This window comes from Thermomicrobiales bacterium (assembly GCA_023954495.1).
Classification (GTDB): Bacteria; Chloroflexota; Chloroflexia; order Thermomicrobiales; family CFX8; genus JAMLIA01.
The window spans coordinates 48,448-72,712 of record JAMLIA010000005.1; the positions used below are offsets into that span (position 1 = coordinate 48,448).

25 protein-coding genes are annotated in these 24,265 nt (G+C 61.9%); 19 read left to right on the forward strand and 6 right to left on the reverse strand.

Translation table 11 applies throughout. From position 1 onward, the window contains the following. Window positions 1–18: 18 nt before the first annotated feature. Genes hpaB through hpaD form a run of 3 tightly spaced genes read left to right on the forward strand, consistent with a single transcriptional unit; the run spans window position 19 to window position 3,142 of the window. Window positions 19–1,503 (forward strand): 4-hydroxyphenylacetate 3-monooxygenase, oxygenase component, encoded by a 1,485-nt coding sequence (hpaB, locus tag M9890_01880; GenBank protein MCO5175705.1) that lies wholly within the window; start codon window positions 19–21, stop codon window positions 1,501–1,503. Further along, window positions 1,500–2,111, forward strand: a complete 612-nt coding sequence (locus tag M9890_01885) for a flavin reductase family protein (GenBank protein ID MCO5175706.1) — start codon at window positions 1,500–1,502, stop codon at window positions 2,109–2,111. The genes hpaB and M9890_01885 overlap by 4 nt, the downstream gene beginning before the upstream one ends. Next, a complete protein-coding gene (gene hpaD, locus M9890_01890) occupies window positions 2,108–3,142 on the forward strand; it encodes a 3,4-dihydroxyphenylacetate 2,3-dioxygenase (protein MCO5175707.1) in 1,035 nt (344 codons plus the stop codon). The genes M9890_01885 and hpaD overlap by 4 nt, the downstream gene beginning before the upstream one ends. Here the strand turns inward: hpaD and M9890_01895 are convergent. Next, on the reverse strand, window positions 3,139–3,600 hold the full coding sequence (locus M9890_01895) for a hypothetical protein (protein MCO5175708.1): 462 nt from the start codon (window positions 3,598–3,600) through the stop codon (window positions 3,139–3,141). The genes hpaD and M9890_01895 overlap by 4 nt on opposite strands. Window positions 3,601–4,116: 516 nt before the next feature. Here M9890_01895 and M9890_01900 point away from each other — a divergent pair. From M9890_01900 to M9890_01910, 3 genes are all read left to right on the forward strand, one after another. Continuing rightward, entirely contained in the window at window positions 4,117–4,914 is a 798-nt protein-coding gene (locus M9890_01900) for a hypothetical protein (GenBank protein ID MCO5175709.1), read from the forward strand. A gap of 15 nt (window positions 4,915–4,929) precedes the next feature. Then, the gene (locus M9890_01905) at window positions 4,930–5,904 is read left to right on the forward strand and encodes a WYL domain-containing protein (GenBank protein MCO5175710.1); all 975 of its coding nucleotides are present in this window, start codon (window positions 4,930–4,932) and stop codon (window positions 5,902–5,904) included. 99 nt (window positions 5,905–6,003) lie between these two features. Next, entirely contained in the window at window positions 6,004–6,954 is a 951-nt protein-coding gene (locus M9890_01910) for a hypothetical protein (protein ID MCO5175711.1), read from the forward strand. On the opposite strand, the gene M9890_01915 is transcribed toward M9890_01910, so the two are convergent. After that, window positions 6,921–8,303 carry a sigma-54 dependent transcriptional regulator gene (locus M9890_01915; GenBank protein MCO5175712.1) on the reverse strand — a complete coding sequence of 461 codons (1,383 nt, stop codon included), beginning with the start codon at window positions 8,301–8,303 and terminating at the stop codon, window positions 6,921–6,923. The genes M9890_01910 and M9890_01915 overlap by 34 nt on opposite strands. 233 nt (window positions 8,304–8,536) lie before the next feature. Here M9890_01915 and aroB point away from each other — a divergent pair, with 233 nt between their 5' ends. From aroB to M9890_01940, 5 genes are all read left to right on the forward strand, one after another. Beyond that, on the forward strand, window positions 8,537–10,180 hold the full coding sequence (gene aroB / locus M9890_01920) for a 3-dehydroquinate synthase (GenBank protein ID MCO5175713.1): 1,644 nt from the start codon (window positions 8,537–8,539) through the stop codon (window positions 10,178–10,180). A 124-nt stretch (window positions 10,181–10,304) separates the two neighbouring features. Then, window positions 10,305–11,261, forward strand: a complete 957-nt coding sequence (locus M9890_01925; protein MCO5175714.1) for a carbohydrate kinase family protein — start codon at window positions 10,305–10,307, stop codon at window positions 11,259–11,261. A gap of 3 nt (window positions 11,262–11,264) precedes the next feature. Beyond that, the gene (ahcY, locus tag M9890_01930; protein MCO5175715.1) at window positions 11,265–12,539 is read left to right on the forward strand and encodes an adenosylhomocysteinase; all 1,275 of its coding nucleotides are present in this window, start codon (window positions 11,265–11,267) and stop codon (window positions 12,537–12,539) included. Window positions 12,540–12,603: 64 nt separating this feature from the next. Further along, window positions 12,604–13,833 (forward strand): methionine adenosyltransferase, encoded by a 1,230-nt coding sequence (gene metK, locus M9890_01935; GenBank protein MCO5175716.1) that lies wholly within the window; start codon window positions 12,604–12,606, stop codon window positions 13,831–13,833. Between the two features lie 17 nt (window positions 13,834–13,850). Beyond that, window positions 13,851–14,807 (forward strand): GDP-mannose 4,6-dehydratase, encoded by a 957-nt coding sequence (locus M9890_01940; protein ID MCO5175717.1) that lies wholly within the window; start codon window positions 13,851–13,853, stop codon window positions 14,805–14,807. Here M9890_01940 and M9890_01945 read toward each other — a convergent pair. Then, a complete protein-coding gene (locus M9890_01945) occupies window positions 14,804–15,580 on the reverse strand; it encodes a creatininase family protein (protein ID MCO5175718.1) in 777 nt (258 codons plus the stop codon). The genes M9890_01940 and M9890_01945 overlap by 4 nt on opposite strands. A 75-nt stretch (window positions 15,581–15,655) precedes the next feature. On the opposite strand from M9890_01945, the gene M9890_01950 reads away from it, so the two are divergent. Together M9890_01950 and M9890_01955 are read left to right on the forward strand one after the other, a co-directional pair. Then, complete coding sequence (locus tag M9890_01950; protein ID MCO5175719.1) at window positions 15,656–15,982, forward strand: cyclic-di-AMP receptor; 327 nt, start codon at window positions 15,656–15,658, stop codon at window positions 15,980–15,982. A 9-nt stretch (window positions 15,983–15,991) separates the two neighbouring features. Further along, the gene (locus M9890_01955; GenBank protein MCO5175720.1) at window positions 15,992–16,246 is read left to right on the forward strand and encodes a hypothetical protein; all 255 of its coding nucleotides are present in this window, start codon (window positions 15,992–15,994) and stop codon (window positions 16,244–16,246) included. A gap of 59 nt (window positions 16,247–16,305) precedes the next feature. On the opposite strand, the gene M9890_01960 is transcribed toward M9890_01955, so the two are convergent. Beyond that, window positions 16,306–16,584 (reverse strand): hypothetical protein, encoded by a 279-nt coding sequence (locus M9890_01960; GenBank protein MCO5175721.1) that lies wholly within the window; start codon window positions 16,582–16,584, stop codon window positions 16,306–16,308. Window positions 16,585–16,896: 312 nt separating this feature from the next. On the opposite strand from M9890_01960, the gene M9890_01965 reads away from it, so the two are divergent. From M9890_01965 to M9890_01980, 4 genes are all read left to right on the forward strand, one after another. After that, complete coding sequence (locus M9890_01965; protein ID MCO5175722.1) at window positions 16,897–17,526, forward strand: molybdenum cofactor guanylyltransferase; 630 nt, start codon at window positions 16,897–16,899, stop codon at window positions 17,524–17,526. Then, the gene (locus tag M9890_01970; GenBank protein MCO5175723.1) at window positions 17,523–17,906 is read left to right on the forward strand and encodes a hypothetical protein; all 384 of its coding nucleotides are present in this window, start codon (window positions 17,523–17,525) and stop codon (window positions 17,904–17,906) included. The genes M9890_01965 and M9890_01970 overlap by 4 nt, the downstream gene beginning before the upstream one ends. A gap of 38 nt (window positions 17,907–17,944) precedes the next feature. Further along, window positions 17,945–18,760: an SAM-dependent chlorinase/fluorinase gene (locus tag M9890_01975; GenBank protein MCO5175724.1), complete on the forward strand. Its 816-nt coding sequence runs from the start codon at window positions 17,945–17,947 to the stop codon at window positions 18,758–18,760. A 67-nt stretch (window positions 18,761–18,827) separates the two neighbouring features. After that, window positions 18,828–19,121, forward strand: coding sequence for a hypothetical protein (locus tag M9890_01980; protein MCO5175725.1), 294 nt, complete (start codon window positions 18,828–18,830; stop codon window positions 19,119–19,121). A gap of 85 nt (window positions 19,122–19,206) precedes the next feature. On the opposite strand, the gene M9890_01985 is transcribed toward M9890_01980, so the two are convergent. Together M9890_01985 and miaB are read right to left on the reverse strand one after the other, a co-directional pair. Continuing rightward, window positions 19,207–20,055 carry a hypothetical protein gene (locus tag M9890_01985; protein ID MCO5175726.1) on the reverse strand — a complete coding sequence of 283 codons (849 nt, stop codon included), beginning with the start codon at window positions 20,053–20,055 and terminating at the stop codon, window positions 19,207–19,209. A 58-nt stretch (window positions 20,056–20,113) separates the two neighbouring features. Next, window positions 20,114–21,481, reverse strand: a complete 1,368-nt coding sequence (miaB, locus tag M9890_01990; protein ID MCO5175727.1) for a tRNA (N6-isopentenyl adenosine(37)-C2)-methylthiotransferase MiaB — start codon at window positions 21,479–21,481, stop codon at window positions 20,114–20,116. A 437-nt stretch (window positions 21,482–21,918) separates the two neighbouring features. Here miaB and M9890_01995 point away from each other — a divergent pair, with 437 nt between their 5' ends. Beyond that, window positions 21,919–23,289 carry a hypothetical protein gene (locus M9890_01995; protein MCO5175728.1) on the forward strand — a complete coding sequence of 457 codons (1,371 nt, stop codon included), beginning with the start codon at window positions 21,919–21,921 and terminating at the stop codon, window positions 23,287–23,289. Between the two features lie 73 nt (window positions 23,290–23,362). Then, a complete protein-coding gene (locus M9890_02000) occupies window positions 23,363–24,265 on the forward strand; it encodes a DUF4115 domain-containing protein (GenBank protein ID MCO5175729.1) in 903 nt (300 codons plus the stop codon).

Here is a 24,265-nt window from a genome sequence, read left to right on the forward strand (position 1 = left end):
GGGAAAGGGGCCAGCCTGATGGGCGCACGAACCGGCCAGCAATACATCGATGGCCTGAAACAACAGCCTCGTGAGGTGTATATCGAGGGCGAGCGGGTGAGTGATGTCACGGAGCATCGCGCGTTTCGCAATGTCATTCAGAGCATCGCGCATCTCTACGACATGCAGCACGATGCGGAGCATCGCGACAATCTCACCTACGAATCGCCGGATACGGGGGAGCGAGTTGGCACAGCCTTTCTGCAACCGCGTACGCGGGCCGATCTACAGCGTCGGGGCAAAGCATTCAAGACCTGGGCGGACTATTCGCACGGGATGCTCGGGCGAACTCCGGATTACCTGAGCTCGTCGCTGATGGCCTTTTCCGGAGCCCATGATTATTTCGGTACGAACAATCCGGACTTCGGCAAGAACGTCGAAGCGTACTATCGCAAGGCACGCGAAGAAGATCTCTGCCTGACGCACACGCTCATCAACCCGCAGGCAAACCGCTCAGTGGGACCGTCGCAACAAGCTGATCCGTATTTGTCGGCACGTGTGGTTGAGGAGAAGGACGACGGCATCGTCATCCGCGGCGCGCGCATGCTGGCGACGCTCGGCCCGATTGCGGACGAAATCGAGGTCTTCCCATCGACCGTCGTGAAGGCTGATCCAGCAGACTCTCCGTACGCGTTCGGATTCGTGATTCCATGCGGCGCGCCAGGGCTGAAGTTCCTGTGCCGCGAGACCTACGATCTCGGGCGCTCAAAGCACGACCATCCGCTGGGATCGCGCTTTGAAGAGATGGATGCGGTCGTCATCTTCGACGACGTGTTCGTGCCGTGGGAGCGTGTGTTCCTGTATGGCGATCCGGAGCTGGCCAACGGTGCGTTCGGTGCGACGAACGCCGTCATCCATATGGCCCATCAGGTGATCGCGAAGAACATCGCCAAAACCGAGTTCATGCTCGGGCTGGCCAGCACGATCATCGACACGATCGCGATCGAGCCCTTCCAGCACGTCCACGAGAAGGTCGCCGAGATCATCATTGGTCTGGAGTGCATGCGCGCCCTGAAGGCGACCGCCGAGAACGACGCGCAGCTCGATCGCTGGGGCATCATGACACCGGCGCGAGAGCCGCTCGATGCGGCCCGCAATCTCTATCCCCGGCTCTATCCGCGCTTCGCTGAGATCATCCAGCAGCTTTCTGCCAGCGGCCTTATGGCCACGCCGACCGAGGCAGACATCAATGGCGAGATGGGTCCGTCGATCGATCGATTCCTGACCGCAGCCAGAGCCGACGCTCGCGATCGGGTGGCGCTCTTCCGCCTGGCCTGGGATACGGCAGCATCGTCATTTGGTTCGCGGCAGGTGTTGTACGAGCGCTTCTTCTTCGGCGACCCGGTTCGTATGGCCGGCGCGCTGTTCAATTCCTATGATCGCACGCCGTATATGAATATGATTCGAGAGTTCATCGCCGAGGGCCGCGAGGCATCGATGTCAGATAAAGGAACGAGCGGATGAACTCCCCAGGAACTGTCGATCCGGGATCGTTTCGTCGCGCTGTAGGGCAGTTCGCGACCGGCGTGACCGTGATCACGGTTCAGCACGGCGGCCATGTCCACGGTATGACGGCGAATTCCTTTACTTCGGTTTCGCTCGAACCCCCGCTTGTCCTGTTCTGCGTCATCAAGACGGCGCGAATGGCGCGGATGCTTCCTGATGTCGAAGGCTTCGCGGTCAACATTCTCAGCGACCGCCAGCTTGAGATCTCTCGCCAGTTCGCTGGTGCAAACAAGGAGCAGGCCGCGCGAACAGTGACGCTCGAGCAGGGTCAGATCGCGCCGCTGTTGCCCGGTTCGCTGGCCGCGATGTCGTGCCGGACGACGGCAGTGCACGAGGGCGGCGACCACTGGATTGTCGTTGGCGAAGTCGTCGCGCTTCACGAGCCGACGACGAGTCTCCAGGGGCCGCTCGCGTTCTTCCGCTCGCGGTATTGCGATCTGGTCGAGCCATCGACACCGGCCGAGGCGGCCGACCGATGGGCGAACGCGGACATGCGCATTTATCACGACGAGTGGAGTGCCGGGGATCTCAGTGATCCCGCAGAAAGGCAAGACCCACCATGGTGAGCTCAACATCAACAGGTGTGCAGATTCAACGCGGCAGGCCGACGCCGAGATCAGGCGCGAACATCATCCGGTCGGCGCACGGTGAATTCCATGTCACTGACCTTGACCGAGCCCATGCGTTCTATGTCGATGCCCTTGGATTCGTCCTGACGGAGCGGACGAGCGACGCGCTCTATCTGCGTGGGTTTGAAGAGCGCGACCATCACTCGCTGGTCCTGCGGAACGGAGCGACTCCGGGAGCCAGCCACCTCGCGTTCAAGGTTGCGACGGAGGATGATCTCGATCGCCTGGCGCATTTCGCGGCAGCGGCAGGGATTCGGACGATCGAGGTGCCGGAGGGTCAGGACCCGGGACACGGGCGTGCAGTGCGCTTTCACGATCCGTTCGGCCTGCCTCTCGAGTTCGTCGCGCAGATGCAGCAGGAGGAGCGCCTGTTGCAGCGCTTCGATCTGTATCGCGGCGCGCAGGTGATGCGCTTCGACCACTTCAATTGCCAGCTGCCGAACGTCTCGGATGCATATGCCTGGTATTCGGCCGAGCTCGGCTTTGGATGCTCGGAGTACACCGTCTCCGACGATGGTCGGCTCTGGGCTGCCTGGCTGCAACGCAAGCAGAACGTCCACGATCTGGCACTGATGAATGGCACCGGCCCGCGTGTCCACCACTTCGGGTTCTGGGTCACCGATCCGATGTCGGTGCTGCGGGCGTGTGATGTGCTGGCTGCGTCGGGTTGGGCGGAATCGATCGAGCGCGGCCCGGGACGCCACGGCCTCTCGAACGCGTTCTTCCTGTATTTGCGGGATCCGGACGGCAATCGGATCGAGTTGTACGCCAGCGACTACCTGCTGTCCGACCCGGATTGGGAGCCGATCCGCTGGACGCTCAACGATCCACGGCGCGCGACCTTCTGGGGTCACATGGCTCCGCCCTCGTGGTTTGACGAAGCTGCCTGCTGCTTCTCGTTCGAGAGCGGCGAGGCGCTGCCGATGTCAGCTGGGATGTTGCAGGATCGTCCCGATCACGTGACCTAGGATTCTCCGGCGGTCGTGCGCTGCTGCTCTGCGCGGCGCTTCATCGCCTGTCGCCGTGAGCGCTCGAGCGAGCCGGCCAGACGGAAGGCGCTGGTGACCAGCGAATTGTCAGCCGGCGGCGTGGGGCTCAGGCCCTGCGCCTTGCGCTCGCGCGCGATGCGGCGCTGCTCGGCCGCTTTTGCGACTGCCTCTTCGTACTTGCGCTTCTTCCAGCGATAACGGCAAACGCCCAGCGCAACGAACCCGGCGACCAGTCCCATCGCGCCGCCTGCGCCAGTTGGTGAGGTTGAGACGAACCCATAACCGAGCACCTCGGCGAGGTAGACGGCACCAAGCGTCAACGCGTAGGCAACGTTAAACCAGACCATCTCTTCGAAAGCCTGACGCAGGCTCCAGGTCGTCGCTATGCCAATGATGAACGGTGCGATTGGAATGAGCCACATCGCAGTTTGGAGCATCTAACCAGTGACCCTTCCAGCGAAACTGTCGCTGAGTGTGACCTGCCGCACGCCGCTCATTTGGGAGAGGCGGTATCATTCCATAACAAGTCGTTCGGCTGTGTGGCGATACGGACTGGGGGTCACGAATCTCCACGTTGTCGAGCGTTTCCGAAGCATACCAGCGCATGGCATTGTTTCGTCAGGTAGGAGGGTGCATGGGTCCCGGAGAACGATGGCTATTGTTTGGCGTCCTCGCCAGCCTGTTACCGGCGCTATTGCTGGTGCGAACCCTGATGCACGTGCTCAACATTCAAATCGGCGAGCGACCGAAGTGGCACGGCTAGGCAGCATTCCAGAGTAATTCCAACGCAGTTGATGGCGTGGGGAACGACATCCTTCCCCAGGCCGCTCTACGCTGGACACGTACCGTTACTCGGGAACTGCCAACGAAAGGTCGCCACCATGGTTGCACCGGGTTCTGATTGGTCAGATTCGGTCGTGCACGCTGCTTCAGCGCGTACTGACCAGATCGCCTTGGCGCTGGACGGCGTGCCGTCTGCTTCGATGTCGCGAACCCTTGCCGCGTACCAGCTTGCCTTCTCACTCTATGGCGGACGCTTCCAGAAGACGCTTGCTCAGTTGCGCGCGCTGCCCGCCAGCGCCATCGTTCTTGTCGCCAGCAAATTGGTGAAATCGCCCCAGATTATGCAAATCCTGGATCTTCCACACACGTTTGTGGAGTCTCTTCACGCGATTCCTGAATCGCCGAAGGTTGTTTTCCTCGGATGCCAGGATTCGGCAAGTCTTCCCGAAAATGAGATTGTTGAATTGCTGGCAGAGGGCGCGACGCTGATTACCAGCGACAAGTCTGCGTTGACTTCGCCGATGAGCGATGCCTTGCGTCCCACCAGCCCGCGGCCTGCCCGCATTGCGCGTGTGCGCTGGCTCGCCACTCACGATCTGTGCATGGGCCATCCGGCAGGGATTGATACCCACATGCTTCCGGGTGTTCAGCTACCGGCCGGGCATATCCCGGTTGCCGTTGACGACACGACCTCGGCGCAACTGGATGTCATCGCGGTTGATTCACTGACCGACGAGCCACTCATCGTGCGTGCCGAAGTTGGCGGCGGGCGGCTCCTTCATGCGGTCCCGCACTGGTGGCAGCACGACAGTATCGCGCGGACTGTCGTCGACCGGCGTCAACTGAGCGTTATCCCGTCGTTTGCCTCGCTTGGCGCGCGCGTGAGTGACGTGACTTTCGGTGAGCTGCAAGCTGCGCGAACCATGCTTTGTGGGTTGATGACGGGGCTTGGGGCCGGCGCGAGGTAGGTGACGATGGGGCGCGTGCAGGAAACACGACGGATTGCTCGCCTGCTTGAAATCATCTCGTTCATCCAGGGGTCACCGAGGCGGTGGTCCCGGAAGCGTCTGGCCGACGAGTTCGAAGTCTCGGAGCGTTCGATCACCAGCGATCTGCAGGTCATTCGCCATGGCCTCGGATGGGATTTGCGCGTCGAGCCCGGCGGAGGCTACTACTTTGGCAGGTCGGTTCCTCGGCTACCGTCGGTCAGTTATTCGATCCCGGAAGCACTTTCACTACTGCTGGCCGTAGAGGCCGGCTTCAGTTACGGCGGCGTGCAGCAGGAGGAGCTCAGTGCTGCGGTCAGGCGTCTCACGTCCGTGTTCCCAAAAGACTTGCGACGCATCGTCGAGCACCTTGAACAGGGCTCGCCCCCGCAGACGGATGGCCGCCGAACGCAGGCGCTCACGAAGGTTCTGTCGGCAATTTCAAACGGTCGGCGGCTGCATCTTGTCTACAAGGTCGCCTCACGCGGCGGTGACATGACCGAGCGTGATGTAGATCCCTACGGCATCGTGCCCTACGAGCGCACATGGCACCTGATTGGCTACTGCCATTTGCGCCAGACGGTCCGTGTGTTCAAGGTGGATCGCATTCGCAGCATCGAGATACTGCCGCAGAGTTTCGTCGCGCCGGTCGATTTCAATACAGAGCGGTTCCTGGCCTCGGGCTGGGGGCTGATGCGCGGTCTTGATCTGCCGGTGGACAAAGTGGCGCTGCGTTTTACGCCACCTGCGGCCGACTGGGTCGCCGAGGGCGAATGGTTCGAGGGCGAGCACATCGAGCACGAGCCGGACGGATCGGTCGTTTATCGGGCCACCATTCAGGTAACACCCGAATTCCAGCGCTGGGTTCTCCGCTACGGGCAAATGGTGGAGGTAAACTCGCCCGATCATTTGCGCGACTGGATCGTTGCCGAAGCGCGCGCGACGATAGAACGGACTAGCACCAAGGCCTGACTTCGGGACGGTTGGCCCGCCTCGTGCGTTATATCTCCGTACCAGACGCACGACGCGATTTCGGTGTGTCGTGCAGGAGAAGTTAGGACGCTACATACCGTGCCACCGCGAGTGACACCATTTCCTGGGCCGGTTGATTCGGCCCGCCAAATCTTTCAAATCGTTCGCGAGATGTCGTTCGACGATCTGGAGCAGGCAGCGTTGCGGCGGCCTCGCCTGGCCGTGGTCTCAACAACCGCCGAGGATGCGCAAGTAGCAGCACTCGACATCTTCGGTCCGGAAGCGAGCGAGCGCGTCGTTGCCCTCGGGGAGGCAGACCCGCTTCCGGACCTCGCTGAAATCATTCTGGTCGAGGAGCGCGCCTGGCGTGCACGCGCGGTCTCCGATGCGCGGGTCGTCGTCTTCAGCCGTTCTGAGCCAATTGAGCGCGTCTGGCAGATGCTGTTCGCTCGCGAGCCTGATATTGAGCTCGCGCTGGGACGGTCATTCCCGAAGCTGCGCCGCGCGGCGGCAGCGCACGTCGTGAACGCCACGTCGCGCGTCAACGCGCAATTCGCTGTCGTCTCGAACATCCCGTCGCTGGTGCCAGTTGTTGGCGGATTGCTGGCTGCCGGCGCGGACACAATCGTGCTGACCAAGAATCAGTTGATGATGATCTACAAGCTGGCGGCGATCTACGGCCGAGACACCAGCAACCGGATGGCGATTTATCGAGAGATGGTGCCGGTCGTCGGTGCCGGCCTGTTCTGGCGCACGGTTGCACGCGACATGGCGGCGATTCTGCCGTTCGCGGCGGGTGCCGTGCCGAAGGTTCTGATCGCGTTCACCGGCACGTTCGTCGCCGGGATGGCGGCGCAGGTGTACTACGATGAAGGGCGACGCCCGTCGCGTGATCGACTTGACTCGTTCCGCCACTGGGCGATGCGAGAAATTCGTCGCACACCAGCGCTGCTCCGATCGGTGCCGAGGCTCCGCGATGGCTTCGTCAACTCAGATGCCGACGTGATCGATGTGCGCTACACGACCGACGTTTCGAGTGAAATGCCGTAGTTGTTCAGCTTCTCCGTCAGCTCGTCAAGACTCAAGTCCAGCAGGCTGGCTGCGGCAACACGATCGCCGCTCGACTGGCGCAGAGCCTCACGGATCATCTGGCGTTCGACATCCTGAAGGACTTCCTGCATCGGCGTTCGGTTGCGCACCGTGCTGGCGATGTCGATGAAGTGCCCCTGATCGGTCGATGAGAACGTGATCAGGTCTTCGGTGATGATTCCGCCCTGTGCCATGACAATCGCACGTTCGATCGTGTTCTCCAGTTCGCGGACATTGCCGGGCCAGTCGTGATCGATGAGCGTCCGCATCGCGCCGGCTGAGATTTGCGTTGGGCTAGCGGACGAGCTGATGCGGTGCTTGTGCAGAAAGTGCTCCACCAGCAACGGAATGTCGTCGCGCCGCTCACGCAGCGGCGGAAGATAGATCTCAATGACGTTCAGACGGAAATACAGATCCTCGCGGAACTGGCCATCACGCACTTCCTGGGGCAGGTTCTTGTTCGTTGCCGTGATCACGCGGACATCGACCTTGACTGGCACGGTCCCGCCGACACGTTCGAACTCGCGCTCCTGCAGCACACGCAGCAGCTTCTTCTGGGTTGAGAGCGTCATTTCGCCGATCTCATCCAGAAAGATCGTGCCCCGATTGGCGCGCTCGAAGTGGCCTTTCTTCTGGGCAATCGCACCGGTGAACGCGCCCTTTTCGTGGCCGAAGAGCTCGCTCTCAAGCAACGTCTCCGGCAGAGCCGCGCAGTTGACCTTCACCAGCGGGCCGTGCGCATAGCCGGAGTTGCGGTGAATCGTCGTCGCAACCAGCTCCTTGCCGGAGCCGGTTTCGCCGGTAATCAGCACCGTCGAATCTGTGCGCGCGACGCGGCCAATGGACTTGAAGACTTCCTGCATCGCCGGGCTGTTGCCGATGATGTATTCATTGGGATCGCGCTCGGCGAGCGCACGAAGCTTCTGCACCTCGTTGGCCAGCGCCTGGCGCTCAAAGAACCGCTGCACGCGCAGGAGAACGTCATCCAGATCAAATGGCTTGGTGACATAATCATAGGCACCGAACTGGATTGCATCGATGGCGGTGGAAGCGGAGCCGTAGGCAGTCATGACAATGATCGGAAACGGGCCATCGCGTGTGTCGCTTAGCTTGCGCAGAACGTCGAGGCCGCTGACATCCGGCATGCGCACGTCCATGATGACCAGATCAGGCGGGTCGTCAGCAGAGATTTCCTCAATGATTGTCGCGCCGTTCGTCACCTCCTCGACATCGAAGCCCTCGTCTTCGAACAGTTCGCGAAGGAGCGATCGGATACCGGCGTCGTCATCCGCTACCAGTATTCGAGCCATCCTGAGTATCGTCCTCCCCCCGGGGCGCATGTGGTATCCATCCACGCGGGAATCCCCGCGCGCTGGAATGTCTGGTTGTGTACATGGTGATCCGCATCGGCGCGGCATCACCCTACTTCCAGCCCGACGCCCGATGACCGGCACATGACCTGTCAAGGCAGGTTAGATGGGCAAGTATACTCCGGCCCAAGTGATGACTGTTGTGAGACGTATTGTGAAGCAGGAAACAGTGTATGCCTGACGTGCCGGAGCGAGTAGTGCTCATCGGTCCCAGTGGAGCCGGAAAATCGTCCATCGCCCGTGCCCTGGGTGAGCGCCTGGGCAAGCCGGTGATCGACACCGATGATGAGCTCAGCGAACGAATCGGGATGCCGATCACCGAGTTCTTCGCACGCTACGGAGAGCCGGCGTTCCGTGCTATTGAGCGAGAGGTCGTCGCGCAGGCGTGCCAGCAGGGCCCAGCAGTTATTGCGACGGGTGGCGGCGCGGTGCTCTTCGACGAAAACTGGGCCGTCTGGCGTCCGAACAGCGTTGTCGTTGGCCTGTCGGCTGATCCGGAGACCCTCGTCGGTCGCGTGACGCGCCAGACCGGGGCGGACGGGGAGCGTGCCGAACGGCCGCTACTGGCCGGCAACGCTGAGGAGCGTATTCGCGCGCTCGTAGCGCAGCGCTCAGCGCTCTACGCGCAGGCCGATGTCACCATCGATACCTCCGCTCTTGATCACGCTGCGGCTATTGAGGCCGTTGTGCGAGCTGTCATGCAGCATTCTGCCGGTGGGCTCAGTCCGCGATTGTCGCTGCTGACGCCGTCTGGACGCTCAGACATTTACGTTGGCCGCGGGGTGCGCAGTCAGCTCGGGCAGACGATCCATCAGCGCTGGCCGCGCTCGCGCCGCGCCTGGGTGGTGTCCGACGAGAATGTGGCCGCGCGCTGGGCTGACGAAGTTTGCGAGTCGCTGGAGCGAGACGGACTGCGGGCCGATCTGCTCGTTGTGCAGCCCGGCGAGACGACCAAGAGCCTGACCGACGTAGAACGCCTCTGCAAACAGATGACCGAAGGAGGTGCGACGCGGCGGGATGTCGTGATCGCGCTGGGCGGCGGTGTCGTCGGCGATCTGGCCGGGTTTGTGGCGAGCATTTGTCTTCGCGGTCTGGCGCTGGTCCAGGTGCCGACGTCGCTCCTGGCGATGGTCGATTCCAGCGTCGGCGGTAAGACCGGCGTCAACCTGCCGGCCGGTAAGAACCTGGCCGGGGCGTTCTATCAGCCCGGAGTTGTATTGATCGATCCTGCGTTCCTCGATTCGTTGCCACAGGCTGAATACCGATCCGGCATGGCCGAGGTCATCAAGCACTCGTTGATCCAGCCGAGCACGCCGCTTGGTGGAACGACGCTGCTGGAGACGCTGCAGGAGGTCGAGCTGGATCCGCTCCCGGCGGAGCAGGTTGAGGAGATTCTGGCGCTGAACGTCGCAATCAAAGCATCGGTTGTCGCTGCTGACGAGCGCGAGGCTGGACTGCGGATGGTGCTCAATTTCGGCCACACCGCCGGTCACGCGATCGAGGCCGACGGCTATCGCTACCGCCACGGCGAGGCGATCGGCTTGGGATTGCTGACTATCATTGGTGCAGCCGTCGCGATGGGTCGCGTGCCGGAGACGGACCTGGATCGCGTCCGGGCGCTCCTGAATCGCGCTGGCTTGCCAACGGACCTTGAGACGGACATCGAGCAGGTGCTGAGTAATCTGACGCATGATAAGAAGAATGTCGACGGCGCGATTCACTGGGTGTTGCCGGTCCGCGACGGTGGGGTTGAGCTCGAAACCGACGTCGCAATCGACGATGTGCGGCGTAGCTTGCTCGCTTTGACCAGGGAATAGACTGGCGTGTGCTATAGTCCGATGGTTACGCCTCCCGAGGACGGGTGGTGTTGTCGTGCATTGAACACCGGAGACACGCATTGTGACCGTCCTGCTCTCAGGTTCCCTCGCATACGATCACATCATGGTTTTTCCCGGTCATTTTGAAGACCACATAATTCCCGACAAGATCCACGTGCTGAACGTGTCGTTTCTCGTTGATTCGCTGGATCGGCTGCGTGGTGGAGTTGCCGGGAACATCGCCTACAGCCTGGCGCTGCTTGGGACACGTTGCCGCGTCGTCGCGACGGCCGGTATTGATTTCGATGAGTACCGCTCGGCGCTGGAGCGCGTTGGTGTAGACACGTCCGGGATCCACATCATCGAGCACGAGCGCACCGCGAGCGCCTTCATTACGACTGATCGCGCCGACAACCAGATTACGGGGTTCTATCCGGGCGCGATGTCGAAGGCTCGCGATGTGTCGGTCGATGACCACCGCGAGGATGTGCGGCTTGGCGTGATCTCGCCGACCGACCCGGAAGCGATGATCCGGCACGTGCGGGAATTCGCTGCCGCCGGCGTCCCCTACGTCTTCGATCCCGGCCAGCAGATCATTGCACTCTCCGGTACGGCGCTGAGCGAAGGCGTGAAGTCCGCCAGGTTGCTGATCGGCAATGACTATGAGTTCGCCATGATCTGCGACAAGACGGGCACCAGTCGCGATGAGCTCATTCGGGCCTGCGAAACGGTGGTCATCACCTATGGTGACCTGGGCTCGACGATCTACGATGGCCACGGCAAATCCGAACATCGCATCCCGGCGGCCCGCGCGTCATCGGTTGTTGACCCAACCGGGGCTGGCGACGGATACCGCGCCGGACTGATTCACGGCATGTTGGCCGGCCTTTCCTGGGAAGAGGCTGGGCGTATTGGCTCGCAGGCCGCGACGTTCGTCGTCGAGGTCAAGGGCACGCAGAGCCATGAGTACACGGCGGCAGCGTTCGCTGAGCGGTTCTCAGAGTCGTTTCCTGAATACGCCGACGCAGTGCGCACACTGCATGAAGACCCGGCAGTGGCCGGTCGAAACAGGGAAGAGTAGGGAATGACCGACACGACGCAGATGAATTACGACATCTTCGATCGCGGCCTGGCTGACGACGGCCATCGCCGAATTGCCTGGGCTGCGCGCGAGATGCCGGTGCTGGCGCTGATTCGCGAACGCTTCGAGCGCGAGAAGCCGCTAGCCGGGGTCCGCATCGTCGCCTGCGTCCACGTCACCACCGAGAGCGCAAATCTGGCGCTCACACTCAAGGCTGGTGGAGCTGACGCGGTGATCTGCGCCAGCAACCCGCTGTCTACCCAGAACGATGTTGCGGCCGCGCTGGTTGATGATGGTATCCCCGTCTTCGCGATTAAGGGCGAAGACGCCGAAACCTACTACCGTCACCTCAATTCGGCGATCGATCACCAGCCGAATATCATCATTGATGACGGCGCGGACGTCGTCAGCACCGTCCACCGCACGCGTCGCGAGGTGCTTGAGGGCATGATCGGCGCGACCGAGGAAACGACGACGGGCGTCGTCCGCATGCGCGCGATGGAGAATGACGGCGTGCTGGCGTTCCCGGTCGTTGCGGTGAATGACGCCGACACCAAGCACTTCTTCGACAATCGCTACGGCACCGGCCAGTCGACGCTCGACGGTATCCTGCGCGCGACCAACATTCTCCTGGCCGGCAAGGTGCTTGTCGTCGCAGGCTATGGCTGGTGCGGCAAGGGCATCGCCATGCGCGCGAAGGGCATGGGGGCGCGTGTCATCGTGACCGAGATCAACCCGACGCGGGCGCTCGAAGCGGCGATGGATGGCTTCGCCGTCACCACGATGCTTCGCGCGGCCACGATTGGCGACATCTTCATCACTGCGACCGGCAACATCAACGTGATCGACCGCGATGATTTCCAGAACATGCGCGACGGTGCGATCATCAGTAATGCTGGACATTTCAACTCCGAGATCAATATGGCGGCTCTGGAGGAAATGGCCGGCGAAGGCCGACGCATACTCCGACCGTTCGTTGAGGAGTTCCAGATCGCGGCTGACAAGCGGGTGATCGTGCTCGGTGAGGGACGATTGATTAATCTCGCAGCGGCCGAGGGCCACCCGGCGAGCGTGATGGACATGTCATTCGCCAATCAGGCGCTTGCCTGCTCCTATCTGGTGTCGCACGGCAGTGAGCTTGAGAAGCGTGTCTATGTCGTGCCGCAGGAGATTGATCAGCAGATCGCGCGGCTCAAACTGAGCGCCATGAACATCGAGATTGACGTGCTGACTGACGAGCAGGAAAGCTATATGTCGTCGTGGGAGCACGGGACATAGCGCCAGCAGAGAATACGCACGCGGGTGAGACCGACCATCGACTAGCTGGAGGAGACCCAACGCAATGCCGACTTCGTTTATGCGGGCATCGCAAGCGTTTTTCACGTCCGAATCTGTTACCGAGGGGCACCCAGACAAGCTCTGCGATCAGATTTCTGATGCCGTACTCGACGCGATTCTGACCGAAGATGCTGACGCCCGTGTCGCCTGCGAGACGGCAGCGACCACCGGGCTGGTCGTCGTCTTCGGCGAAATCACCACCAGCACCTACGTCGATATCCCCCGGATCGCTCGCGATGTCGTGCGCGACATCGGCTACACCAGCGATGCCTATGGGTTTGACGCCAATACGTGCGGCGTCATCACGTCAATCAAGGAGCAATCGCCGGACATCGCGGGCGGAGTCGATGAGGCGCTGGAGATTCGCGATAGCGAGATGCGCGACCCGCGTGACCGGATCGGCGCAGGCGACCAGGGCATGATGATCGGGTTCGCCTGCGACGAGACCCCGGAGCTCATGCCGCTGCCGATCTCGCTGGCCCACGACCTGTCACACCGATTAACGATCGCCCGACGCGACGGCTCGCTGCCGTTCCTGCGGCCCGATGGCAAGAGCCAGGTGACGGTCGAGTACGAGCACGGTGAGCCGAAGCGTGTCGCCACTGTGCTCATCTCAACGCAGCATGACGAGTCTGTCTCCAATGAAGACATTCGCTCAGGCGTCATTGAAGAGATCATTTACTCCAGCATCCCGGAAGCTCTGATCGACGCTGAGACGAAGATCCTGGTTAATCCGAGTGGCCGCTTCGTCATCGGCGGGCCGATGGGTGATGCCGGCCTGACCGGCCGCAAGATCATCGTCGACACCTACGGCGGCATGGCGCGCCACGGTGGCGGCGCGTTCTCGGGCAAAGATCCGACAAAGGTCGATCGCTCCGGTGCATACGCGGCACGCTACGTCGCCAAGAACATCGTGGCTGCCGGGCTGGCGCGGCGCTGCGAGCTGCAAATCTCCTATGCCATCGGCGTTGCGCATCCACTCTCGCTGCACGTCGAGACCTTCGGCACCAGCACGGTCTCCGACGAGCGACTGGTGGCTGTCGTCGAAGACATGTTCGATCTACGACCGTTGGCGATCATTCAGGACCTGGATCTGATGCGTCCAATCTATCGCCAGGTCGCGGCGTACGGTCATTTCGGTCGACCTGATCTCGATCTGCCGTGGGAGCGCACCGATCTGGCCGAGGCGTTGCGGGAGGCTGCCGGGCCGCAGACGACCGTCGGCGTCGCCTGAAGCGTGAGCGGGACGCGATGACGACCGCGCTCATCACCGGCGCGAGTGGTTTCGTTGGCCGTCACCTCGTCGCGGAACTCGAAAGCACCACCGACTGGCAGGTTGTCGGCATCGGTCGGCGTGCGTCCACACTCGGCACGCGGACGCGCGTGCTGGCCTGCGATCTTCGGGATGCTGATCTGGTGCGTCGAACGGTGACGCACGTTGCCCCGGAGATCATCTTTCATCTGGCCAGTCAGAGCTATGTGCCGCAGTCCGTCGCCGCACCGGCCGAAACCCTCACCAACAATCTGGTTGGAATGCTCAACGTCCTGGAGGCGATTCGCGGAACCGCGAACAGCGTACGCGTTGTCGCGGTCGGGTCAGCCGAAGAGTACGGTTTCGTCGCGCCGGACGAGGTGCCGGTTACCGAAGCACAGCCGTTCCGGCCCGGCAATCCGTACGCTGTCTCCAAGATCGCACAGGACATGCTCGCGCTCCAATATGCGCTGTCGTACGGTATGGAGATCGTCCGTCTGCGCCCATTCAGCCACGTCGGCCCTGGTCAGAGTGACCGGTTTGTGCTCTCGACATTTGCACGCCAGATAGCAGAGGCTGAACACGGGCTGATCGAGCCGACAATTCTGACCGGTAACCTCGATGCGATCCGTGACTTCCTCGATGTCCGCGACGTGGTTCAGGCCTATCGCCTGGCGGCAGATGCCATCGACCCCGGAAAAGGCGAGGTCTACAATCTGGCCAGCGGCGTCGGCTGGCGGATTGGCGACCTGCTGGACAAGCTCACCGGCATGGCGACGATCCCTGTCGAGGTGCGGCAGGACCCGTCGCGGTTGCGGCCGTCGGACGTGCCGGTGCTGATTGGTGACGCGACGCGGTTCCGCGAGCGCACGGGATGGCAACCTGGTTGGACGATTGAGGACACGTTGCGCGACATTCTCGACGATTGGCGCGCGCGGCTGCGCCCAAGCGCCTAGCCGGTCGTTCCGCCCGGAGGCGTGTAGCCGGGGACCGCGCTGGCGATCATCGCGCCCAGTGCGTCAAGCATCGCCTGTCCTTCTTCGACCGTTGCCTGTGCCGGATCGCCAAAATATCCGAGTTCCGCGCCCGCATCGGCAAACGTACGGGCACCTTCACGGAGACGGGCCGGCAGATCGATCCAGACCGGCGGCATTGTCGCCAGCGTCGCGCGATCGACAGCTTCCGGCTTTGCGGTGAGCACGATCGATGTCTCGTAACACCCCGCGTGACGAGCGCCCCGGCGGAACTCCTCGCTGAGTGTTGCGGCGTGATGCTCTTTGCGCTGATCCGGCGAACGCACCGGCAGGCCGGTCGCCTCCTCGACGGTACGGCAGGCTCGCTGGATGCGGTTGACGTGTTCCGGCTCCAGATGCGCATTGCAGCAGATCAGCGCCTGATACCCCTGCCTCGCTGCCTGAGTGAGCAGGCTCGTCAGGTAGCGCTCGAACTGCTCCGCCTCAACGGGTGTAGTGCCCGGAAACGACGTCCCGACGAATGAGACGCTGTACGCAATCGGTGGCAGGATGATCGCAGGTATCCCGGCTGCGTTGAGCTTTTCGGCGGCGTTCTCCGCTGTCGCGACCGCGATGATGACATCGGTGTCCAGCGGCAAATGCGGCCCATGAGCCTCGGTCGCGCCGATCGGCAGCAGCCCGACTGGCCGCTGCTCCAGGATCTCGGCCGCCTGCATCCAGGTGAGATCTGCGAGATGGATGCACTTCGTGGACATGGGGATTGCCTCTCTGAGATGTCAATCGAGTATCCTTGCCCAACCGAGCCAGATGCGCCAAAGGATTGCCGGGCTATGAAGCTGCTTGTCGCGATTGTGCAGGACTATGATGCCTCATCTCTACTCCAGGCGCTGGTGAAAGCGGGGTATGGAGCGACCTATATCGGTACAACCGGCAGGTTCTTGCGCAGTGGAACCGCTGCGGTCCTTGTCGGAATCGAGGATGAGCAGCAAGCGAGCGCCACTGCCATCATCACCCGCCTCACATGTGAGCGTTCTGCTCCGCCTGCGTCGGTTCCGCAATCGCTCGAAAATGACATGGGAACTGATTTGATTGAATCGGTCGCGCTCGGTGGCGCGCATCTGTTCGTGCTGCGCGTCGCGCGTTTTTGCCAGATGTAGCGGGGCGCTATGCAGCATTTCGTTCGCCACATCACCCACGCGAGCATTCGGTATTACGCCGCGCTGCGACTGGCAGCGGGATCGATGCTCGACATCGTGCCTGCCGATGGTATGCCGGATCGGCCGCCAATCGTGCGGCGTTCGGAAAACGAGCTGCCTTCCGGCTTCGATCGTCGCGAGCTGATTGAACGCAACGGCGTATCGCACGTCGTCACATTGACGGCGCAGGTTGAGCGCAAAGCCCTTGATATATCGTTGAATTGAAAGCAGATCACTGCCGCGCCGATGGAATCGCATCGGCGCGGCAATCTCGTGGACCCTTGTTAGACGCTGGAGAGTGAGACAGGCGCGCCGGCAGTGCGCTGCTCTTCCGACATCATGTCATGCAGAATCCTCTGCATGGCCATAATGTGAGCGCAGGTTCCCATGCCCTGCACTGCGAAGAAGTGGCAAGTACAGGAAAACTCATTGCCGGTCATGGTGGTGGTGTAGTTGTCGTTGTTGCCGTGGAACTCGACAGAAAACGAGTCGAATTTGACTCGCTCTGGCTCTTCGGCATAACGACGCGACTTCTCGATCTTGGAGATCAACGACGAGTTCATTGGCCGTCTCCTTTCGCCGTTCCCCGTAACACTCCCACGCTCTGCAGGAGGTTTGACGGTGCGACTGTGGCGACCGCTCGGATTGGGCGTACCAGCGATAGAGACGAATCAGCACCGCGGCACAGGGCCGGGTGCTGATCAGTTAACCGTCTCGGATGTCACCGGCAAGTCCATGGCGGGACCACCTTCCTGAACACCGTCTTGGTCGCTTAACAAGAGTCTATCAGATGATTTTGGACGTGTCAGCAGCGATGGCAGGGCAGTTCTCTGCCCTTCGGTCCAATCGCGGGAACGACGTGGACAGTGGGTTTGGTGCGAGAACCGTTGAGCGCCGCGATTCTCACCGGCGGCCAGAGTCGGAGAATGGGCGAAGACAAGGCGCTGCTTCGCATCAACGGCCAGGCGATGGTCGCGCGGGCTGCAGCACGGCTTGCTTCGGTCAGCGATGACGTCTTTCTCGTTGGCGACCGGCCCGAGTATCATGACTTCGGCCTGCGCGTCGTTGGCGATGACCATCCGGGCGGTGGGGCGCTCGGCGGAATTGCAACGGCGGTGCGGCAGGCAGGCTATGATCGCGTTCTGGTTGTCGCGTGTGACATGCCGAATCTCTCGCCAGCGTTGCTGCGGGCAATGGCGGCGCTCGTCGATGATGCGCAAGTGTTGATCCCGACAACTGCCGCAGATCGCAGCGACCAGGGCGGCGCGCTGACCTGGGAGACGACGCACGCGATCTATCGCAGATCCTGTCTGCCTGTGTTTGAGCGGCGCTTGCAGGCCGGCCAGCGCAAGATCGTCGATGCTGTTCGCGAGCTGCGCTGGCGCTCGCTATCAGAAGACTGGATCCGTGAATACGATCCCAGGCTGGAGTCGTTCGGAAACGTGAACACTCCCGAAGAGCTTGCGGGCCTCCGTGTTGATGTAAAGGGGAATGCTGCACCGTGACCGAGCGCGACTACTCGAAGTTCGTCCGCGAGGATGGACGCATGTGGACAAAGCGCATACCGCGGCCAGTGTATGTCGAGATGGTCCGCGAGTATCAACGCCGCCCTGAGGTTATCAACGTGGTCTTCGACGATCTGTACTGGCTCTGGGACCTGGAGCAGGCGGAGAAGAAGGCCAAAGATGCCGGGAAAGAAGTGGACCGGGTCGCGCTGGCGCACGAGCTGATCGAGGATATGGACGACAAGGACTGGTGGGCGGTGACCGCCGCATTCGAGGAGCATCTCATCACGTCGTTCGCCGAAGATCCCACACAATGGGCATCGTTCCTCGATCCGGTCTACGATTTGCAGGAGTCCGAGGGCTGGCGCGATCGCCAATAGAACGACTGGGCGTGCGTGGGGGCGTGAAGGGGGCATACATGAGCGTCGAGCCAAATGGGATCGTGACACTGACGACCGACCTCGGAACTATCGACGGCTACGTCGCGGCGCTGAAAGGGGTCGTGCTCACGAATCATCGTCATGCGACGCTCATCGACGTTACTCACCACATCCCGAGCCGCGACGTGACTGAGGCGGCGTTTCAAACTGCGATGGTCTGGTCGACATTTCCAGCAGGAACTGTCCATCTGCTGGTAGTCGATGCCGGAACGGATACGAGTCATCGTCCAGTGGTGGCCGAAGTGGGCGGCCATTACTTTGTTGCGCCTGACAATGGTGTGCTCACGCTGCTTGTCGCCAATCAACCGGCTAACGCTCTCATTGTTCTGAATGAGCCCGCATTCTTTCGTGATGTACCCGCTATCTTCCCCGGTCGTGATGTTCTCGCGCCGGTCGCCGGTCGCCTGGCGTCGGGAGACGTCAGCCTCAACCAACTCGGCAGCTCGGTTGACCCGGCAACCCTGGCGTCGCTGCCGTGGAAGGCAAGCCACGACAACCCGGAAAGCGTGCACGCACCAGTCGTTTCGATCGATCGCTTCGGCAACTGTCGGACGCTGATCACGAGGCGGCAGATCCCGTGGGACCTCTCCTCCGTCTTCGTGCGCTGCGGCGATGCGTTCGTGCGCGGCATCCATCGTTCATACAAGGACGTTCCGGTGGGGAAGACGTTGGCGTTGTTCGGTAGCCATGGAGGATTGGAGATCGCCGTCCGCGGTGGGAGCGCCACGCAGTCGTGGGAGATCCAGCGCGGTGAGAGCGTAGTTGTATCGACGGTGGACGATCCGGCTTCGTAATCTCTGCATGCTATACTGAGCCGTTGAAACTGACCGCCAATTCGATCCACAGGATGGTTTCGTCGACGTGAGTAAGCCAGCAAAATCACGAACTCGAACGCAGATGAATCGCGCGCAGCTGAAAGCCTACGAGGCGCGGCGCGCCGAAGAAGTGCAACACAGCCGAGCGATTCAGCAGGATGTCGACGCTGTCAGCGGGCAGCCAGCGGCAGCCGCTGCCGCGGTCGCGCCTCGACGGCGGATCTATGCGATGAGCCACGAGCAGGAGATGGCAATCATCCGCTCCGACCTCAAGCGTCTCCTGGGCATTGTTGCGGTTCTGCTCGTCGTTCTGGCAATTGCCACCCTCGTTCTCCGCTAACATCCAGCATCAGTAAGCGCAAAAGCGGACGCCCATTGGACGTCCGCTTTCTCATTGTGCAATTGCGCTACGAGATGTGCTCGCGCTAGGCGCTTTCTTCGTCTTCAGCCTCGGTGTCGGACTCGGCGATGTACTCAGTGTCGTCGTCCGCGTCGGCGTCGGTCTCGCGTGCTTCCAGCTCCTCGGTGTCGAGCTCCTCATCCTCTTCGTCCCCGAGCTCGAGGTCCGGCTCGTCGCGGAAGAGGCGCGTGTCACGGAGATAGGCTCGCGGGACAGAGATCTTGCCCTGGCGCGGGAATGAGAGGCGAGTGCCCATGTCCGGGCTCTTCACCGACTCCCGGACGATGACGCGGACACTCTCGCCCGTGTTGGCGGTGACATAGACCTCATACTCGTTGCCGAGCTCGACGAGCTCAATCACGCGGCGTGCCAGTCGTGGCTCCATCTGGCCAATGTACTGACCATCTTCGTCCAGCAGCCGGATCGCGTTGCCGGCCTGCTCCATGGTGAGTTGGTCACCGCTGGAGAGCTCGGTTAGTACGGCAGCAGGCGCGACAGTGACGAGGTCGTCGACGTAGGTCTTGCCAACCTCTTCGACGAAGATGCCTGCGCCGAGATCGCGGGTGCGACCGATCGCTTCGACTTCGGCCTCGGTCTCCTTGAGTGGCTCGAGGCGGCTGATGTTGCGCTGAGCAATCACGTTCGCCGGATCGATGGCAAACGCCTGCTGGTACGCCTCGTAGGCCGACCGAAATCGGCGCATTTCGAAGTACGCCTTGCCCAGGCGATTGAAGGCTGCGACATCGCGAGGAGCGCGCTCAAGGATCTCCTGATTGATCGTCACGGCAGCCGTCCAGTCGCCGGCAGCAGCAACTACGCGCGCGTGCTCTTCGAGGAGCCGTTTGGCTTTTCCCTTAGTAATCTCGATCGACACCCTTGTTCCCTTCTCCTCTCAACCTGGAGAGGCGATCCTTGCAATCCAGATATAAACGTTATGCGTGCGTGAGTACCTTGACCGGCTCAGCGAGCACATACCACGTCGTTGCTTCCGTGATCCGCACATCCACGAGCTGGCCCAACCAGTCACCTGATGCCTCGAAAAATACGAGCTGGTTGCCGCGCGTTCGGCCACGCCAGCGACCCTTGGCGAAGCCATCGACGAGAATCTCGCGATGCTCGCCGACCATGTGTCGGAACTTCCGCGCGCTGATCTCCTCCTGAAGACGCTCCACAGCCTGGTGGCGGGCATGCTTGACCTCGTGCGGAATATCATCTTCCCAGCGGGACGAGAGCGTGCCGGGTCGCGGTGAGTACATCGCCACGTGGACCTTCTCGAAGTCCATGTCCCGCAGCAGATCAATCGTGTCCTGGAACTGTTCGTCCGTCTCTCCCGGGAATCCGACGATGATATCGGTCGAAAGGGTAACGCCCGGGATTGTCTCGCGAATCTTCGCGATGCGATCGCGATAGTGCTCCTGCGTGTAGGTGCGGCGCATCCGGCGCAGAATCTCATTGTTGCCGGCCTGCACCGGCAGATTCACGTGCTCGCAAGCACTCGGCAACTCAGCGATCGTCTCGATCAGCTTGTCCGAGAAATACTTCGGATGCGAGGTCAGGAACCGCAAGCGCTCGATCCCATCGATCGAATCGACGGCGCGCAGCAGGTCTGCGAGGTCTCGACCGTCCGGCAGATCGTGTCCGTAGGCGTTGACGGTCTGGCCGAGCAGTGTCACTTCGCGAACGCCCTGTGCGGCGAGACGTCGCACCTCGTCGACGATCTCGTCGAACGGCCGGCTGATCTCTCGGCCACGTCGGTACGGCACGATGCAGTAGGAGCAAACGAAGTTGCAGCCATAGATGATCGGCACGAACGCGGAAACGCCCGGGTTCGACGCGATTGGCTGGTAGTAGTGCGGGAGTTCGGCGAGGTCAGCGTCGGCTTCGTGGAGCTCAGGGACGATCTCGACCAGCCGATCGAATTCTGACGGGCCGAAGAAGAGATCAACATGGGGGAAGCGTTCGCGGAGTTTGGGCTCCTGACCGGTGACCATGCAGCCGGTGAGCGCGATGCGGACATCGGGATTCGAGCGCTTCACGCGGGCAAGGGAGCCGATCTTGCCGACGACCTTATCCTCGGCCGCCTGTCGAACGACGCAGGAGTTCAGGACGATAACATCAGCCTGCTCTTCAACTTCGGTCCGATGGTAGCCAACCTGACTGAGCATCGCCTCGACCTTGGCGGATTCTGCCTCGTTCATCTGGCAACCGATCGTCCAGATGCAGTAATGCTTCTCGCCGGACTCGACTGCGGGTTTTGCTGTCGGCATCGCAGTACGACGAACGAGATGAATTGGCTCCACGCTGACCCTCCCAACGACATAAGGGCACCGCTGGGTGCCCGGCCCGCGATTATACTATCTCTCACTTCAATATAAAGGTCATCCAGCCTGACCAGTCTCTGTGCCGCATTGTCACCCCCTCCGAGACATAAGCAATAGAACACACGTTCGGACACAAAACATGCGAATGAAACTGCGTGTACGTACAGAGTGAAGATGACTCATATCTCTGCTACACTGATTGCCAACGCAGAGGGATGTGACCTACAGGAACGCCAGTTCTCAGGGAATGCGCGTGGCTGACCCTGCGTACGTACGTGCCTTCTTAACGCCAGCGGGATCATTGGGGGTGGTCATAGATGGTCAAGCGCAAGTGCGGCACGTGTCGATTCTTCCAGGACGGGGGAATTGCCGGTTCGGGCTGGTGTAATCATCCTGCTCGACGCGAGTTGCACCACATGGTTCTGGTCCGCAAGACCGAGCTTGGCTGTCGAAACAATTGGGATCAGGACCTTTGGGAGCTTGCCCCCGAGCTCGCCGGCGAGGGCGAAGAGCCTGACATCCATATCCCCGATCCGCAACACATCCCGGCCAGCGCTGATGGCTCGCCACACGCGGCGACTTCTTCACGTCACGGTGACATGTTCACCGACCGCCTGAAATCAATCACCGTTGCGCCGCCGCGCGAAACGGCGACGAAGAAGCCCGGCAGCGAAGACGACTTCGACCCAACGGCGGACCGCTCAGATGTGCGGGCGGCACGCCGGCGACGCGTCGAGCAGCTGGAGCGCGATCGCCACGAGCAGCAGCGCGAACGGGCCGACGAGGCGCGCAAGCTGCTCGAGTCTGATCCGGAGCCCACACCGAAGCCGGAGGAACAGCGCAAGCAGTCAGCTGAGGTGAAGCAGAAGTTTACTCCTGCGCCGGAGCGCCAGCCGGCAGCGCCGCGACCATCTCACGTGCAGCGGCCCGCGCCGCAGCCGCAACGAACCGCGCCACCACGACGGCCGGTCGTGCCGCAGACGCCGAGCGTGCAGCAGAATCGGCCTGTCTACGACGCGTTCTCGCCAGACTCCTCGATCTCATTTGGCGCGAGTCCCGGTTCGTTCGAGCGCAAGTCGCAGCCGAGCATGCGAAAGCCGCAGCCGCAGCAGTCATCAGTGCCGCCTTCGCGCCCCACACAGTCGCCTCCGGCTGAGCCGCGCCCGGCGATGATGCAGCAGGACACAGACCCCCTGCCGACGTACGAAGTTCGCGCACTGCAGGCTGGCGCACAGGAGCGCCGCTCGCAGCGGTTCTCTCAGACAGCGAAGCCGGGGAGCGGCGGCGAGCCAAGGGGTGAGCGCGCCTCACGGGCAGTGGACGTTGAGCCGCCAGTCGAAGAGCGCGACCCCGGCTGGATGCTGTGGGCAGGACAGATCGACGGGCCGCGCACAACACCGGCTCGGTCGGAGCCGCCGCCGCCCGCTGTTGAGGAATTCTCGCCGACCGCATCCGAGCCACAGATCGGCGCTTCGTCAGCGCGACCGCCGGCTCGACCGCGCCAGCAGCAGATGCCGCGATGCTGTGCTACGTGTCGCGACTTCCGCCCGGTTGGTGATGGGACGACTGGCTGGTGCACAAACGAGTATGCTCCGACCGCGAAGCATATGGTAGAGTCGGGCGATCTTGCATGTGAGACGAGCGTAGGCAGTTGGTGGTTGGCGAATGATGTCATCTGGCTGGAACGTGCCGACACGACGCACCACAGTCGGCCAACGCCGTTGCTCGACGACCTGTACCGTGCAGGCCTCGATTCGGATCCTGATGATCCAACCTATCGTGATTGAATGATTGTCTCCGCGTCGCACGGCGATTGAATGTGCGACGCGAGTCGCCGCGCGATGACTCATAAAGGCTGGTATGTCCAACTTCGGAGAGCTTCTTCAACAGGCACGCGACTACAAGGGTGTGACCCTCCGCGAGGCGGAGCGGGCAACCCGCATAAGTCGCCACCATCTGGCCGCGCTGGAGTCAGAGAATTTCGCAGCGCTCCCGGCACCGACCTACGCCAAAGGCATAGTTCGCAACTACGCGCAATACCTTGGGCTCGACCCGCTGACAACGGTGGAGCTGTTCGAGCAACGCAGCGGCGAGGTCGCGCGGTCGAAGCGGGTCGTTGGCACGACGACGACCTATAACGCACGATCTCACTGGGTGCCCAACTTCGCCATCATCGCGTTCATGATCATCATGGCCGCGATTGTCTTTACCTGGATCTACTCGGCGTACCTGCGGCCGTCGGAAACCGCTGCACCCACCGCAGTCGCCGTCGCGACCGTGACGCCGGTATCCGAGTCTTTGCTGGCGCAGGTCACCGTCCAGACAACCGAGGCGATGCCGACGCCGCTCGCCACCCCGACAGCGCCGCCCGAAACGACACCAACGTCGGAGCCGGAAGCATCCGGGCCTGCGTCTGTCGATGATGAACCCACGGCAGTCGTCGATGACTCGACCGATACGAGTGACATCGCAGACGATGCCGAGGTGGTCGATGACACGTCCACTGACGATGGGTCTGGCAGTGTCGTCACCGAAGGCCCCCACACGTTTGTCATCTGGGTGACTGATGATGTCTGGGTGCAGATGATTGTCGACGATGTCGTTGTCGCAGACGACGTGCTTCCGGCCGGGACTGAGCTCACGTATGGTGGCAGCAGCCTCTGGGTGGAGTCAGGTAACGCAGCGTTCGTGCATGTATACGTCGATGGGGAAGACTACGGCGTCCTCGGCGATAGCTGGGATTCAGCGTTTAGTTTTCCGTAA

Excerpts from the sequence above, each read along its gene's own strand:
- hpaB (MCO5175705.1), top strand. The coding sequence starts at position 19 with ATGGGCGCACGAACCGGCCAGCAATACATCGATGGCCTGAAACAACAG.
- M9890_01885 (MCO5175706.1), top strand. The coding sequence starts at position 1,500 with ATGAACTCCCCAGGAACTGTCGATCCGGGATCGTTTCGTCGCGCTGTA.
- M9890_01895 (MCO5175708.1), bottom strand. The coding sequence starts at position 3,600 with ATGCTCCAAACTGCGATGTGGCTCATTCCAATCGCACCGTTCATCATT.
- M9890_01915 (MCO5175712.1), bottom strand. The coding sequence starts at position 8,303 with ATGGCTCGAATACTGGTAGCGGATGACGACGCCGGTATCCGATCGCTC.
- aroB (MCO5175713.1), top strand. The coding sequence starts at position 8,537 with ATGCCTGACGTGCCGGAGCGAGTAGTGCTCATCGGTCCCAGTGGAGCC.
- M9890_01925 (MCO5175714.1), top strand. The coding sequence starts at position 10,305 with ATGGTTTTTCCCGGTCATTTTGAAGACCACATAATTCCCGACAAGATC.
- ahcY (MCO5175715.1), top strand. The coding sequence starts at position 11,265 with ATGACCGACACGACGCAGATGAATTACGACATCTTCGATCGCGGCCTG.
- metK (MCO5175716.1), top strand. The coding sequence starts at position 12,604 with ATGCCGACTTCGTTTATGCGGGCATCGCAAGCGTTTTTCACGTCCGAA.
- M9890_01940 (MCO5175717.1), top strand. The coding sequence starts at position 13,851 with ATGACGACCGCGCTCATCACCGGCGCGAGTGGTTTCGTTGGCCGTCAC.
- M9890_01945 (MCO5175718.1), bottom strand. The coding sequence starts at position 15,580 with ATGTCCACGAAGTGCATCCATCTCGCAGATCTCACCTGGATGCAGGCG.
- M9890_01950 (MCO5175719.1), top strand. The coding sequence starts at position 15,656 with ATGAAGCTGCTTGTCGCGATTGTGCAGGACTATGATGCCTCATCTCTA.
- M9890_01955 (MCO5175720.1), top strand. The coding sequence starts at position 15,992 with ATGCAGCATTTCGTTCGCCACATCACCCACGCGAGCATTCGGTATTAC.
- M9890_01960 (MCO5175721.1), bottom strand. The coding sequence starts at position 16,584 with ATGAACTCGTCGTTGATCTCCAAGATCGAGAAGTCGCGTCGTTATGCC.
- M9890_01975 (MCO5175724.1), top strand. The coding sequence starts at position 17,945 with ATGAGCGTCGAGCCAAATGGGATCGTGACACTGACGACCGACCTCGGA.
- M9890_01995 (MCO5175728.1), top strand. The coding sequence starts at position 21,919 with ATGGTTCTGGTCCGCAAGACCGAGCTTGGCTGTCGAAACAATTGGGAT.
- M9890_02000 (MCO5175729.1), top strand. The coding sequence starts at position 23,363 with ATGTCCAACTTCGGAGAGCTTCTTCAACAGGCACGCGACTACAAGGGT.